Annotated in this window: 19 protein-coding genes; 7 read left to right on the forward strand and 12 right to left on the reverse strand. The window is 64.5% G+C overall.

Annotation, left to right across the window (positions count from 1 at the left end):
- Positions 1-47: 47 nt before the first annotated feature.
- The 12 genes from paaE to J0M27_RS05760 form a co-directional block, all read right to left on the reverse strand.
- On the reverse strand, positions 48-1,133 hold the full coding sequence (paaE, locus tag J0M27_RS05705) for a 1,2-phenylacetyl-CoA epoxidase subunit PaaE (protein WP_294988349.1): 1,086 nt from the start codon (positions 1,131-1,133) through the stop codon (positions 48-50).
- Complete coding sequence (gene paaD / locus J0M27_RS05710; protein WP_294988352.1) at positions 1,130-1,642, reverse strand: 1,2-phenylacetyl-CoA epoxidase subunit PaaD; 513 nt, start codon at positions 1,640-1,642, stop codon at positions 1,130-1,132. Before paaD ends, paaE begins: the two co-directional genes overlap by 4 nt.
- A complete protein-coding gene (paaC, locus tag J0M27_RS05715) occupies positions 1,639-2,412 on the reverse strand; it encodes a 1,2-phenylacetyl-CoA epoxidase subunit PaaC (RefSeq protein WP_294988355.1) in 774 nt (257 codons plus the stop codon). The genes paaD and paaC overlap by 4 nt, the downstream gene beginning before the upstream one ends.
- A 10-nt stretch (positions 2,413-2,422) precedes the next feature.
- Entirely contained in the window at positions 2,423-2,713 is a 291-nt protein-coding gene (paaB, locus tag J0M27_RS05720; RefSeq protein WP_294988357.1) for a 1,2-phenylacetyl-CoA epoxidase subunit PaaB, read from the reverse strand.
- Complete coding sequence (gene paaA, locus J0M27_RS05725; RefSeq protein WP_294988359.1) at positions 2,710-3,714, reverse strand: 1,2-phenylacetyl-CoA epoxidase subunit PaaA; 1,005 nt, start codon at positions 3,712-3,714, stop codon at positions 2,710-2,712. Before paaA ends, paaB begins: the two co-directional genes overlap by 4 nt.
- A 153-nt stretch (positions 3,715-3,867) precedes the next feature.
- Positions 3,868-4,893, reverse strand: a complete 1,026-nt coding sequence (locus J0M27_RS05730) for a membrane dipeptidase (RefSeq protein WP_294988362.1) — start codon at positions 4,891-4,893, stop codon at positions 3,868-3,870.
- A gap of 217 nt (positions 4,894-5,110) precedes the next feature.
- Positions 5,111-6,022, reverse strand: coding sequence for a TauD/TfdA family dioxygenase (locus J0M27_RS05735; protein ID WP_294988364.1), 912 nt, complete (start codon positions 6,020-6,022; stop codon positions 5,111-5,113).
- Position 6,023: 1 nt separating this feature from the next.
- On the reverse strand, positions 6,024-6,629 hold the full coding sequence (locus tag J0M27_RS05740; protein WP_294988366.1) for a hypothetical protein: 606 nt from the start codon (positions 6,627-6,629) through the stop codon (positions 6,024-6,026).
- Positions 6,630-6,816: 187 nt separating this feature from the next.
- Positions 6,817-7,155: a TusE/DsrC/DsvC family sulfur relay protein gene (locus tag J0M27_RS05745; protein ID WP_294988368.1), complete on the reverse strand. Its 339-nt coding sequence runs from the start codon at positions 7,153-7,155 to the stop codon at positions 6,817-6,819.
- Positions 7,156-7,229: 74 nt separating this feature from the next.
- Positions 7,230-7,712, reverse strand: coding sequence for a sulfurtransferase TusA family protein (locus J0M27_RS05750; protein ID WP_294988370.1), 483 nt, complete (start codon positions 7,710-7,712; stop codon positions 7,230-7,232).
- 174 nt (positions 7,713-7,886) lie between these two features.
- Positions 7,887-8,513 carry a type I-MYXAN CRISPR-associated protein Cas6/Cmx6 gene (gene cas6 / locus J0M27_RS05755; protein ID WP_294988372.1) on the reverse strand — a complete coding sequence of 209 codons (627 nt, stop codon included), beginning with the start codon at positions 8,511-8,513 and terminating at the stop codon, positions 7,887-7,889.
- Complete coding sequence (locus J0M27_RS05760; protein ID WP_294988374.1) at positions 8,510-8,749, reverse strand: hypothetical protein; 240 nt, start codon at positions 8,747-8,749, stop codon at positions 8,510-8,512. Before J0M27_RS05760 ends, cas6 begins: the two co-directional genes overlap by 4 nt.
- A gap of 180 nt (positions 8,750-8,929) precedes the next feature.
- Here J0M27_RS05760 and dsrA point away from each other — a divergent pair, with 180 nt between their 5' ends.
- From dsrA to J0M27_RS05795, 7 genes are all read left to right on the forward strand, one after another.
- Complete coding sequence (gene dsrA / locus J0M27_RS05765; protein WP_294988376.1) at positions 8,930-10,228, forward strand: dissimilatory-type sulfite reductase subunit alpha; 1,299 nt, start codon at positions 8,930-8,932, stop codon at positions 10,226-10,228.
- Positions 10,229-10,318: 90 nt separating this feature from the next.
- Positions 10,319-11,398 (forward strand): dissimilatory-type sulfite reductase subunit beta, encoded by a 1,080-nt coding sequence (gene dsrB / locus J0M27_RS05770; RefSeq protein ID WP_294988378.1) that lies wholly within the window; start codon positions 10,319-10,321, stop codon positions 11,396-11,398.
- Positions 11,399-11,420: 22 nt separating this feature from the next.
- The gene (tusD, locus tag J0M27_RS05775) at positions 11,421-11,780 is read left to right on the forward strand and encodes a sulfurtransferase complex subunit TusD (protein WP_294988380.1); all 360 of its coding nucleotides are present in this window, start codon (positions 11,421-11,423) and stop codon (positions 11,778-11,780) included.
- Position 11,781: 1 nt separating this feature from the next.
- On the forward strand, positions 11,782-12,153 hold the full coding sequence (gene tusC, locus J0M27_RS05780) for a sulfurtransferase complex subunit TusC (protein ID WP_294988382.1): 372 nt from the start codon (positions 11,782-11,784) through the stop codon (positions 12,151-12,153).
- 14 nt (positions 12,154-12,167) lie between these two features.
- The gene (tusB, locus tag J0M27_RS05785) at positions 12,168-12,464 is read left to right on the forward strand and encodes a sulfurtransferase complex subunit TusB (RefSeq protein WP_294988385.1); all 297 of its coding nucleotides are present in this window, start codon (positions 12,168-12,170) and stop codon (positions 12,462-12,464) included.
- Between the two features lie 43 nt (positions 12,465-12,507).
- Positions 12,508-12,843, forward strand: a complete 336-nt coding sequence (locus J0M27_RS05790) for a TusE/DsrC/DsvC family sulfur relay protein (protein WP_294988388.1) — start codon at positions 12,508-12,510, stop codon at positions 12,841-12,843.
- A gap of 123 nt (positions 12,844-12,966) precedes the next feature.
- On the forward strand, positions 12,967-13,692 hold the full coding sequence (locus tag J0M27_RS05795) for a respiratory nitrate reductase subunit gamma (RefSeq protein WP_294988391.1): 726 nt from the start codon (positions 12,967-12,969) through the stop codon (positions 13,690-13,692).

The following is a 13,692-nucleotide window of genomic DNA, read 5'->3' on the forward strand; positions in this document are numbered from 1 at the left end:
GTAAGCGACCATCCGGACCCGCAGGCCGCGGCCTGCCGCAAGCCGCGTCAGCGTTCGTCGAAGGAAAGCACCACGCGCTCGGTCAGGGGATGGGCCTGACAGGCCAGGACGAAGCCGTTGGCGACCTCGGCCTTGTCCAGCGCGAAATTACGTTCCATGCGCACTTCGCCCTCGATCACCTTGCAGCGGCAGGTGCCGCAGACGCCCGAGGTGCAGGAGAACGGCACTTCCATTCCGGCGGCGGACGCCGCGTCGAGGATGCTGGGCTGGTCCTTGCGGAAGTCGATCTCGCGCCGCATGCCGTCGCGGATGATGACCACCTTCGCCTGTTCGGCGTCGCCCGGCTGGGCCTCGTGCACCACCGCACCGACCGGCGCGCCGGCCGGCAGCGCGACGCCGAAGCGTTCGATATGGATCGCCGCTTCCGGCACACCGGCCGCCAGCAGCGCGGCTTCGGCCTCGTCGTTCATCTGGAAGGGACCGCAGACATAGACATGGTCAAGAGTCGGCGCCGGCACCACGGCGGCAAGGAACTCGCCGATCTTGTCGCGGTTCATGATGCCCATGTTGAGCGGCGAATCGGTCGGCTCGTCGGAAAACACGTGCTGCAGCGACAGCCGCGACATGTAGCGGTTCTTCAGGTCTTCGAGTTCTTCCTTGAACATGGTCGAGCGCAGCATGCGGTTGCCATAGATCAGGGTGAAGCGGCTCATCGGTTCGCGCGCCAGCACCGTCTTCATGATCGAGAGTATCGGCGTGATGCCGCTGCCGCCGGCGATGCCGAGGTGGTGGCGCTTCGCCGCCGGCTCGATGGGGACGAAGAAGCGCCCCTGCGGCGCCATGACGCTGATCGTATCGCCGGGGCGCACGCGCTCGTTGATCCAGTTGGAAAAGGCGCCGCCCTTGACCCGGCGCACGCCGACGCGCAGTTCGCCATCATCGACACCGGCGCAGATCGAATACGAGCGGCGCAGGTCCTGGCCGTCGATGTTGGCGCGCAGCGTCAGGTACTGGCCCTGGGTGAAGCCGAAGGTCTCGCGCAGCCCGGGTGGCACGTCGAAACTCAGGATGCTGGCCTCGGCGGTGTCGGGTTCGATGGATTTGACCCGCAGGTCGTGAAAAAGAGTGCTCATATCGGCTTGAAATGTTCGAAGGGCTCGCGGCAGTCAAGGCAGCGGTGCAGGGATTTGCAGGCCGTGGAACCGAAGGCGGAAAGACGTTCGGTGCGCGCGCTGCCGCAACGTGGACAGGGCACGGCGGCAGCGCGGCGGCCGACGATGCGGATGGGCACGGCGCCGTCGGCGGCCACCGGGCCGGGCGGCGCGATGCCGTAGTCGAGCAGCTTGCGACGGCCCTCGGCGCTGATCCAGTCGCTGCTCCAGGCGGGCGCCCGGCGCATGCTCACGCGCGCCGGGCCGAGGCCGGCGGCGGCGATGGCATCGAGCACGCTCTGTTCGATGACCTCGGTGGCCGGGCAACCGCTGTAGGTCGGCGTCAGCACGATCTCCAGGCCGTCTTCATGTTCGATGACTTCGCGCACCAGGCCAAGGTCGACCACCGACAGTGCCGGCACCTCGGGGTCGAGCACCTCGTTCAGCGCCGCCCAGGCGCTGTCGGCACGGGAAGCGGAGGCGACCGTCACCACGCGCCTCCGGGGTAGGCGCGCTGCAAATACTGCATCTCGGCCAGCAGGTAGCCCATGTGCTCGCTGTGCAGGCCGCGCTTGCCGCTGCTGCGGAAAGTCGGCGCTGGCGGCACGGCGAGTTTGGCCTCGCCGAGGACTTCGCCGATCTCTGCCAGCCAGGGCTCCTGCAGTTGCGACCAGGCCGGGCCAAGGCCGGCGGCCGTCGCGGCCGCATCCACCGCATCGTCCTCGAACAGCTCCGGGATGTAGAGCCAGACCTGGGCCAGGGCGGCTTCGCAGCGACGATGTGATTCGTCGGTGCCATCGCCCAGGCGCACCGCCCAGTCGGCGGCATGCTGCTGGTGGTAGCGCGCTTCCTTTAGCGCCTTGCCGGCGATGGCGGCCAGCTCGGCGTCGCTCGAATCGCGCAGCCGCTCCCACATCAGCTTGAGCCAGGTGGACAACACCAGGTTGCGCAGAATCGTGAAGGCGAAATCGCCGCGCGGCAGCTCGGCCAGCGTCGGATTGCGGTAGTCGATCTCGTCGCGCAGGAAGGCGAGCTGGTCTTCGTCGAAACTCTCGCCACTGCGCTGCCCGGCCAACGTCAGCAGGGCGCGCGACTGGCCGATCAGGTCAAGCGCCATGTTGGACAAGGCGATGTCCTCTTCGAGGATGGGCCCGTGGCCGCACCACTCGCCCAGGCGCTGCCCGGAAATCAAGCAGGTGTCGGCCAGGCGCAGCAGATAGCTCAGTTCCGGCGCGGCAGGAATCTTGATCGAGGAAATCATCGGCAGCGCCTCACATGTGGTCTACCGAATCCGGCAGCTTGTAGAAAGTGGGATGGCGATAGACCTTGTCCTCGGCGGGATCGAACAGCATGTCCTTGTCGGACGGATCGCTGGCGACGATCTGGTCGGAGCGCACCACCCAGACGCTGCTGCCTTCCTGGCGCCGCGTATAGACGTCGCGCGCCATCTGCAGCGCCATCTTCGGATCGGCGGCGTGCAGGCTGCCGCAGTGCTTGTGGTCGAGGCCTGCCTTGGTACGGACGAAAACCTCCCACAGCGGCCATTCGTTTTCTGTGCTCATGCTGCCTCCTTCAAATCGAATTTCCGCGCATGGGCCAGCGCCGCCTCGCGCACCCACTCGCCTTCCTCCCAGGCCCTGACCCGCGCCGCCAGTCGTTCGCGATTGCAGGGGCCTTCGCCGCCGACCACGCGCCAGAACTCGGACCAGTCGATGGCGCCGTAGTCCCAGTGCCCGGTTGCCTCGTTCCAGCGCAGGTCCGGGTCGGGGAATGTGACGCCCAATACCTCGGCCTGCTGCATGGCGGCATCGACGAACTTCTGCCGCAGCGTGTCGTTGCTGACGCGCTTGATGCCCCAGCGCATGCCCTGCACCGAATTCGGGCTCTGGTCGTCGGGTGGGCCGAACATCATGAGACAGGGCCACCACCAGCGATTCACCGCCTCCTGCACCATCGCGCGCTGCGCCTCGGTGCCCTCTTTCATCATCACCAGCAGGCTGTCATAGCCCTGGCGCTGGTGAAAACTTTCCTCGCGGCAGATGCGCACCATGGCGCGGGCATACGGCGCAAAAGAGCAGCGGCAGATCGGCACCTGGTTCATGATCGCCGCGCCGTCGACCAGCCAGCCGATGGCGCCGACGTCGGCCCAGGTCAGCGTCGGGTAGTTGAAGATCGAGCTGTACTTGGCCTTGCCCGAATGCAGGGCATCGAGCATCTGGTCGCGGCTGGTGCCCAGGGTCTCGGCCGCGGCGTAAAGATAGAGGCCGTGTCCTCCCTCGTCCTGCACCTTGGCCAGCAGAATGGCCTTGCGCTTGAGCGTCGGCGCGCGGGTGATCCAGTTGCCCTCGGGCAGCATGCCGACGATCTCGGAATGGGCGTGCTGGCTGATCTGGCGCAGCAGGGTCTTGCGGTAGTTCTCGGGCATCCAGTCCTTGGCTTCGATGAACTCGCCGGCATCGATGCGATTGTCGAAGCGTTGCTGCAATTGCGCTTCCTCGGCCGTGCGCAAGGCCGGTTTGTCGCCGCCCTCCTCGCGCAGGGTGTCCATGGCTTGGGTGTACATGGTCCGCTTCCTTTTTTCCGCTGGGTCAATCGGGGATTTAGTGATACATTTTTTAATATATCGTCAAATGATATTGTATCATTTAATACTTGTCAATTCAAGTTTCAACCATTTCGACCGGTCGCAGGATCTTCCTGCCACGGCCAGGTAGTTTCAGGCGAGACACTTCGCGAATATCCGCAAAAAATTCCCACCGACGAATGCTGCGATGTCTTCCTGCCGCAAGCCTGCCTCGCGTATCGCCGCAATCAGCGCCGGCAGCGAAGCGATCGACTCCCATCCATCGACCACCCGCGGCAATCCACCACCGCCGTCGGTCCCGAGTCCGCAATGTTCGATCCCGAAACGCGCCTTCATCAGCACGATTTCCTCGGCCCAGTGCCGCAGCGTGGTCCGCCTGGACTGCTTGCCGGCGTAGGCCAGCGGCCAGGTGCAAATCAGCCCTCCGGTCCTGACGATCATTTCCATCTCCTGCCAGGTCCTCAAGCGGCGGGAAACCGCGCCATCCTCTCCGGGCAGGACCGGACTGGTGTGCGAATCGATGAGGGGCGTGTCACTTGCCGAGACGATGCCCTTCAGCGTAGCCGTCCCGGCGTGCGCGACGTCAATCAACATTCCGAGCTTGTTCATGCGTTCCACGACCGCCAACCCGAACGGCGTCAACGCACCGTCCGCGCCGGAACGCTGATTGAAACCGAGCTCGTTGTCGCGCTCGTGCAACAGCGTCATGAGGCGCACACCGTGCGCGTAAAAAACGTCGAGGTTTTCGAGGCGACCTTCCAGCGCATCTCCGCCTTCGACGGCCATCAGGGCGCATGGCATGCGCCGTTGAACGCCTTGTCGCGGAAGATCGGACGCCTTGCGCACCACGGCGACCCGTCCTTCGCTTTCCAGACGCCGCAGAACCTCCAGCTGGTTCCGCGTATCTCCAAAGGGCATCCCGGTCCGCCCGCGCATGAAGGTCATGTCCCCGACCGCGGAAAACGAACTCAATGCCATGTTCAGGCGCTGCAAGGTCTCGATTGTCGGCGTGGTGCGATCGAAGGATCGGGCGCCGTGCAACTGGTAGGGATGCGCATGCGGATCGGCTATCAGCAGCCCCGCTACGCTGTCGTCGGGAGCGGCGGCAGCCTCCTCTGGCGACATCCCGAAGCACTGCTTGCCGAATGTCGCAGCCATTCCGGCCACGGCGCAACAATCCAGAAATCGCCTGCGTTCCATGCCGCCTCCGCACTGATCCAAGACCCCGCCACCGTATCGCCAGCGCCGACTTTCGGGACTTCGCCAAGCGCAAGGCAAACTCGGCCGGTCACGACCCGCAGGGCACGAACCATGGTAGCCGGAAAACGCAAACCCGGCGTGTCGCCGGGCACTGCCGGCGGCAAACGCCAGCGGATCAGGCGGCAGGCGAGGTGGTCCGTGGCGGCAGGGACGCCACCCGCTCATGGTAGCGCGCACGGTAAAGCAGGCGGCGCTTTTGCGGCGTCTCGGTGAAGCCGGAGCGGTCGTGCAGCACATTGTTGCAGGCCAGGCCCATGCCGGGTTCCAGGCGTCCGTGCAGGGTCCACGGCGTGGGTGTCGCCAGCAGTTTGGCGAGCGCCGCGACGGCAGCCTGCGTCGCCGCGTCGGCGCGCCATTCGATGCTGATGCTGCGCGCCGTGTAGCGCATGTGCAGGAAGCCCTGGGCGTCAACCGAGAACACCGGCCCCGGCTGCGCGGCGCGGGCGACACCAGTGTCATCCATGCGCGGCGGGATGGTCATGGCATCGTCCTGCGACAGGGCGCGGATGAAGTCCGGGTTCTCGTCGCGCAGCAGGATGTAGGCGATCTCGTGGTCGAGCAGCTGATTCTCGCCGCCGCTGGCGGCGCTTTCCACGCAATGCAGGACCATGCCGCGCACGGTGCGCTCGGGGAGGTTGTAGTAGCCGTCGGTGTGCCATTTGATCGGCTTGTCGGTATAGGGAATGAATTCCTTGCGCTCGCCGCGTTCCTCGGCGCCGCGCACCGAAATCGGCGAAATCGCGTCGTCGTCGGTCAGCCAGTGGCTGTCGAGATGGACCAGCCCGAGCTGCCGGCCCAGCCGGCGCGGGATTTCCTTGTCGGCATTGCCGGCGGTAGTGCTGGTGTAGATCGCCATGTTGGCGGTGGCGCAACGTTCCAGCAGCGCGGCGCGCTCGTCCCTCGTCAGCACGCGCGGATCACCGAGCGCGACGACGATGTCCTCGATGCGGCGCGGCGCCGTATCGAGCTTGCGTTCACGCCAGGCGGCATAGGCCGCCGCATCGGCCAGGTCGAAGGGATGGCCCACCCTAGTCGCCCGTCACGCCGTGCCGCGAGCGCCGACTTTTCACGGACTCGGGGTGGAACAAGCCGGCCAGGGTCTTCTGCAGCATGCGGACGGATTCGGGCGATTCGATTTCCATGACTTGGTCCACCGCCCAGAGCCTGTCCTTCTCGGGCAGGGTTTCCTTGACACAGGCGGCAAAGCAACGGCGAAAACCGAAATCCGGGCCGCCCGCATCGAAACCGAAATCGGCGTACTCGTCGCTGCGCCGGTTGTAGGTTTCGAAAAAGCCCTGACCGGCTTGGCCCGGCGGCAGGTCCGGCAGCAGGGCCTCGCGGGCTTCCTCCACCATCTCGGCAAGGCGCCGCACCAGGGCGACGGTGAATTCCGTCCGCTGTTCCGGCGCGAGGTCGTCATGGGCGATGCGGTCGGCGGCCAGCGCAAGAAAGACCAGGTACTCGCAGACGAAGTCGAACCAGCCGCGACCGACCTCGATGTCGTAGTCGGCCTGGCGCATGCGCGCGATGGCCTCCTGCGTCAGCTTCCAGGCCAGCATGGCGACCACGCTGGCGTGTTCGGCCGCGCCGCGCGGCCGGCCGGAGTGGAAGCTGTTGCGGAGGCGTAGCGCCATCGGTTTCCCTGTTCGAGCGTAGCGAGCTAACTTAGCCCCCCCGCCCTGGGAAGGGGGCGAAGGCGGGGTTTCGCGGAGCACTGCTCCGCGCCGCCGTAGCCTGCCGGCTGTGCAAAGCCGGCCGTGGAACGGGGGGTGGGGGCCATCTTTGCTCCCTGAGGGAGGCTATTAGCCCCGCTCCGCGGGGCTAATAGCCTCCCTTGCCGAACGGCTTGGTCAACCCTGCCACCTTCACGCCCTGCTTGGCCGCACCGCCGTCGGGAAACAGTTCGAACATGCGCGCGCTGGAAACGTCGGCGATGACCTCTTCCTCTTCCAGCATCTTCATCATGTTGCGCAGGTTGGGCGTATGGCCGTCTTCCTGGTACTTTCGGCGCAGGAAATTGACAATGGCCCAATGGTCGTCGGTCATCGCGACGCCCTGCTCGGCGGCGATGGCATTTACCGCCTCCTCGCTGAAATCCGGTTCCAGCAGGTAGCCGTCGTCGTCGGTTTCCTTTTCCACTCCGTTGATCACGTATCCCACAAAGATTCTCCTCTGACTAGTCGCCCCTTCCCTCAGAGAAGGAGTCGGGGTATGGGTTGTTGAATGATGCGGTTCTACTTGCGACGCAAGTAGAACTCGTGAATTCCCTTGCCCGTTTCGTGGCTGAACAGCAATTCCGCAGCCCCGGCCCTGGCCCAGGACGCGATGTCGTCGGCCGAACCGGGGCAATCGCTGACCAGTTGCAGTACCTCGCCGGCCTTCATGCCTTCCAGCAGCTTTTTCGCCTGGACAATGGGTCCTGGGCAGGAGACGCCGCGCATGTCCAGCGTGACATGGGGAATCGGCGTTGCTGCCGCGCTGCCCGCACGCTGGATCAGGTAGGCGGTCTTGCCGTCGGCCAGTTTTTTCGATTCGAGGACCTGGTTGCCGGTGTATCTGGCCCAGGCGAAAAGGTCGTCGGCGGTGCCCTGGCAGTCGGATATCAGCTTCAGGACCTGACCCGGCTGCAGGTCGTCGACCAGTTTCTTGGCGCCGAGCAGCGGTGCCGGGCAGGGAAGTCCGCTGGTATCCAGCGTGACGGTGGCGTTGTCGGTCATTGGTGTGTTTTCCTAGGGTTGGCGTGCAACAACTCGCTCGAAGCGACAGGCGATAGCCGAGCAAAGCGAGCTGACCAGTAGCCCCCCGTGAGGGGGGATGGGGTGGGGGGCCTTCAATTTGCTTTTTGTACTTTTCATCTTCTGCGGATGCTGTCCTGCGTCATGAGCATCAGTCTATTCGCCGACGGCGGCGATGGATTTGTGCGGTATGAAGATGCCGCAGCCAAGCAGGCGATGCAGGCCCAGGCCGCTTTCCTGGATCGCCACCGATTCTGCCCGCTTGAGGCTGTGCAGCATCAGGGTGAAGCCATGCACCGGACCGGCGCCGGTATTCAGGTGCCGGGCACGACCGGTCACCGGCGTGCCGCCGATGCCTTGTTCGGCCAGCGCGGCGCGGCACGCGGCGAGGAATTCGATCTCGTCCGCGGTGCCAAAGCTGACGAAATGCGAATACACGACTTCGGTGATGGGCAGCAAGGGGCGCAGGCTGCAACGACCGATACCCAGCGGCACGCCGTCAAGGTCCAGCGTGGTGCCGCAGAGAAGGTCGGCGCTGGCGCGACGGCCATGCGGCAGGCGGATCGCCAGGCGGCTGCGGCGACCGACGAAATGCCGGCCGTCGCCGCGGCCGAGGCCCGACAAGGGCAGGATGCCGGCTCGCGGCTCATCCGCGAGCCAAGGCAAGGCGCGGCGCAAGGCGTCGGCAAGGGCTTCGGCATGGTCGTCGGCCAGTGTCCCGGCATCGAGTTCGAAGACCACGTCGACCATGCTTTGCGAGGCTTCCTCGGGCCAAACGCTCACTCCGCGCCTCCGGTCTTGCCATCCATGCCCGGCTGGACCGCTGCCCAGTCGGATAGTGCCTTGCCCCACTGCGCGGCGGTCACGGGGTCGATGTCGAAGATGGTGAAGCGGCTGCCCTCGCGAATGCGCGTGCGCAGCATCGGCATGCCACCGCCCTGGAAGACGAATTCCTGGAGTTCGATCGCCTGATTGCCGATCGGCACCCGAAATTTGGTAAGTGTTTTGATGTTTTCCACGGTTTTCCTCGGTTCGGGACTATGGCATTCGACGCAGCGGGCAACCATTCCCGGATGGGAGTGCAAGCATATAACCCTTTTGGGTAGGTACGATTACCTGCCGGGAGTATGGTTTGTGCACCGCACACAACCCTATGATTCCACTATCGCGATACCCCCGACAACGAGGAGAGACAGACAATGGCCAAGCCCATGCACCCCACCCCGAACCTGGATCAACTGGAAACCGGGCCCTGGCCCAGTTTCGTCACCGGCCTCAAGCGCCTGGCCAAGGACAAGGATTATGTAGTCGATGTCCTCGGTCACCTCGAGCGCTCCTACCAGACCCGCAAGGGCTACTGGAAGGGCGGCACGGTCGGCGTACGCGGCTATGGTGGCGGCGTCATCCCCCGCTTCACCGAGATCAAGGATGAAGCAGGCCAGCCGGTGTTCAAGGACGCCGCCGAGTTTCACACCCTGCGCATCATGCCGCCCCCCGGCATGCATTACGACACCGCCACGCTGCGCCAGCTTTGCGACATCTGGGACAAGTACGGTTCCGGCCTGATCGCGCTGCACGGCCAGTCGGGCGACATCATGATGCAGGGCTGCACCACCGAGAACGTGCAGAAGGCCTGGGACGAGATCAATGAAATGGGCTTCGACCTCGGCGGCGCCGGCCCGGCCGTGCGCACCTCGATGTCCTGCGTCGGCGCCGCGCGCTGCGAGCAGTCATGCTACGACGAAGCCAAGGCGCACAAGGCCGTCATCAACAGCTTCCTCGACGACATCCATCGCCCCGCCCTGCCCTACAAGTTCAAGTTCAAGTTCTCCGGCTGCGGCAACGACTGCATGAACGCCATCCAGCGTTCCGACATGGCCGTGATCGGCACCTGGCGCGACAACATCCGCACCGATGACGACCTGGGCAGGAAGTGGTTCGCCAAGCATGGCATGAACGAACTGATCAACGACGTCGTCTCGCGCTGCCCGACCAAGGCGCTGCAGATCAAGGACGCCGGCGCCGTGCGCAAGGACGCCCACATCTCGGCCGTCGCGCTCGACGGCAAGCAGTGCCTGGAAATCGACAACAAGGACTGCGTGCGCTGCATGCACTGCATCAACGTCATGACCGGCGCCCTGGCTCCGGGCAAGGACAAGGGCGCCTCGATCCTGGTCGGCGGCAAGAGCCACCTCAAGATCGGCGGCCTGCTGGGCACGCTGGTGGTGCCCTTCATCAAGCTCGACACCGAGGAAGACCGCGAGAAGCTGGTCGAACTGGCGCAGTCCATCATCGACTTCTTCGCCGAGAACGCCCTCGAGCACGAGCGCACCGGCGAGATGATCGAGCGCATCGGCCTGGTGAACTTCCTTGAAGGCATCGGCCTCGATGTCGATCCGCACATGATCAACACGCCGCGCACCAACCCCTATGTCCGTACCGACGGCTGGGACGAGGAAGTGGCGAAGATCGAAGCCAAGAAAAAGGCCGCTGCCTAAGCACCGTCGCAGGCTCCCCCCGGTAATCCCGGCGGGAGCCCGGACGCGTTCAAAACCCTACTAGATATATCGACTTTTCCGGAGACAACTATGGCTGAAGCTCAAGCTCTGCGTAAGGCAGTCGAGTGCGGCGTACCCGACAACGACAAATACATGCACCCGACGCTGCTGAAGAACCGCGGCAACTGGAAGTATCACGATCGTCCCCGTCCCGGCGTGCTGCACCATGTCGCCCATTCCGGCGACCAGGTATGGTCGGTGCGCGCCGGCACCCAGCGCCAGATGGATACCCACACCATCCGCAAGCTGTGCGACATCGCCGAGCAGTTCGGCGAAGGCCACGTGCGCTTCACCATCCGCTCCAACATCGAGTACATCGTCGCCGACCAGGCGAAGGTCGATCCGCTGATCGCCAAGCTGGAAGGCGAAGGCTTCCCCGTCGGCGGCACCGGCAATTCCGTCTCCATGGTCGCGCACACCCAGGGCTGGCTGCACTGCGACATCCCCGGCACCGACGCCTCCGGCGTGGTCAAGTCGATGATGGACGCGCTCTACGACGAGTTCAAGAACGAACAGATGCCCAACCGCGTGCATCTCTCCACCTCCTGCTGCGAGATCAACTGCGGTGGCCAGGCCGACCTCGCCGTGATCGTGCAGCACACCAAGCCGCCCACCATCAACCACGACCTCGTCGCCAACGTCTGCGAGCGCCCCACCGTGGTCGCCCGTTGCCCGGTCGCCGCGATCCGTCCGGCGCTGGTCAATGGCAAGCCCTCGCTGGAAGTCGACGAGAAGAAGTGCATCTGCTGCGGCGCCTGCTATCCCCCCTGCCCGCCCATGCAGATCAACGACCCCGAGCATTCCAAGCTGGCGATCTGGGTCGGCGGCAAGAATTCCAATGCCCGCGGCAAGCCGACGTTCATGAAGATGGTCGCGTCCGGACTGCCCAACAATGCACCCCGCTGGCCCGAAGTCAATGCCGTGGTCGGCAACATCCTGCGCACCTACAAGGCCGACGCCCGTCCCTGGGAGCGCCTCGCCGACTGGATCGACCGCATCGGCTGGCCGCGCTTCTTCGAAAAGACCGGACTGCCCTTCACCAAGTACCTGATTGACGACTGGCGCGGTTCGCGGGCCACCCTCAATTCGTCGAACCACGTCCGTTTCTGACGTTTTCCGGGAAAGTACGCCGATGAAATTCGCTGTTTCCATCAATGAAGGGCCCTACCAGCACCAGGCCAGCGATTCCGCTTACCTGTTCTGCAAGGCCGCCCTGGAGAAGGGCCACGAGATCCGCCGCGTGTTCTTCTACAACGACGGCGTGAACAACGCCTCGTCGCTGACCGAGCCGCCGCAGGACGACCGCAACATCGTCGCCCGCTGGTCCAAGCTCGCCGAGGAACACAAGCTCGACCTCGTGGTCTGTGTCGCCGCCGCCCTGCGCCGCGGCATCCGCGACGAGAACCTGGCGCCGGGCTTCCGCATCTCCGGTCTCGGCCAGTTGGTCGAAGCCGGCATCGAAGCCGATCGCCTCGTGACCTTTGGAGACTGACATGAGCGAAGGAGCCATCAAGAAGTTCATGTTCGTCAATCGCAAGGCGCCCTACGGCACCATCTACGCGCTCGAATCGCTGGAGGTGGTGCTGATCACGGCGGCCTTCGACCAGGACGTCAGCCTCGTCTTCATGGACGACGGCGTATTCCAGTTGAAGAAGGGCCAGCAGACCAAGGGCATCGAGAACAAGAACTTCTCGCCCACCTACCGCGCCCTCGACGGTTACGACATCGAGAAGCTCTACGTCGAAGCCGAAGCCCTGGCCGCCCGCGGCCTCACCGAAGACGACCTGCTGGTCGACGTCACCGTCATGTCGCGCGCCGAACTGGGCAAGCTGATGGACGAGATGGACGTCGTCCTCAGCTTCTAAGGGAGAGATAAAGAATGCTTCACATCGTCAATAAATCGTCCCTCGAACGCAACACGCTGGAATCCTGCCTGCGCGTGGCCAATGGCGGCGCCATCCTGTTGATCGAGGATGCCGTGTATGCCGCGACCCGCGGCAACGAGGCCGAAGGCAAGCTGCGCGACGCCCTGGCTCGCTTCAAGGTCTACGTCCTGGGGCCGGACCTCGACGCGCGCGGCATGGGCGACCGCCTCATGGAAGGCGTATCCACCGTGGATTACGGCGGCTTCGTCGACCTCGTTGCAGAGCACAAGAACTGCCAGTCCTGGCTATAACCGCCAATTTTCCATTACCCCGCAACACACCAAGGAGACACTCATGTCCAGCATCGAAGTCAACGGCAAGTCCTACGAAACCGACGAAGAAGGCTACCTGGTCAACCTCGCCGAATGGAACGAGGACGTCGGCAATTACCTCGCGCAAACCGAGAACGTCGCCATGACCGACCAGCACTGGGAAGTCATCAACTTCCTGCGCGACTATTACAACGAATTCCAGATCGCTCCCGCGGTACGCGTGCTGACCAAGGCCATCGGCAAGAAGCTCGGCCCGGAGAAGGGCACCAGCCAGTACCTGTACGACCTCTTCCCCTACGGCCCCGCCAAGCAGGCTTGCAAGATCGCCGGCCTGCCCAAGCCCACCGGCTGCGTATAAGGAAACCGCGAACGCAATGCGATCGATTGGGGTAGGCGCCGGGTGCGAGTCCTCCTTGCGACTCGGGCGCCGATTTTTCCCCGTCGGCCCCATGCCCGCAAACTTTCGCACATCCACTGACCGATGAATCTTCTCTTCGCAATCCTGTTCTACGCCGCCACGGTGATCCTTGTCGGCGGCATCGCGTACAGGATCTACGAGTACCTGGGCACGCCGGCGCCGCTGAAGATCCCCACCACGCCGGCCCCGACCACCACCGGCGGCGTGGCCTTCCGCATGTTCCGCGAAGTGGTGTTCTTCGAAAGCCTGTTCAAGTCCAACCTGTGGATCTGGGCGCTGGGCTGGCTGTTCCACGTCGGCCTCGCCCTGGTGCTGCTGCGCCACCTGCGCTACTTCACCGAGCCGGTTAACTTCATCATCGCCTTCATCCAACCCTTCGGCATGTATGCCGGCTTCGCCATGGCCGCCGGCCTCGCCGGGCTCTGGGCGCGCCGCTTCCTGGTGGAGCGCATCCGCTACATCTCGACGCCATCCGACCACCTGATGCTGGCCCTGTTGCTCGGGATCGCCGTCACCGGCCTGCTGATGAAATTCGTCATGCATACCGACATCGTCGCCGTGAAGGCCTTCTTTCTCGGCCTGATGGTGTTCGAAATCAATCCGCTGCCGGCGCATCCGGGCCTCTACCTGCACTTGGGCATGGTCGTCCTGCTGATGATCGTGTTCCCGGTCAGCAAGCTGCTGCATGCCCCCGGCGTGTTCTTCTCGCCGACCCGCAACCAGGTCGACAACCCGCGCGAAACCCGCCACCTGGCGCCCTGGGCGGCCAAGTTCGAGGCGAAAAACTGA

This window comes from Sulfuritalea sp. (assembly GCF_017302275.1).
GTDB lineage: Bacteria > Pseudomonadota > Gammaproteobacteria > Burkholderiales > Rhodocyclaceae > Sulfuritalea.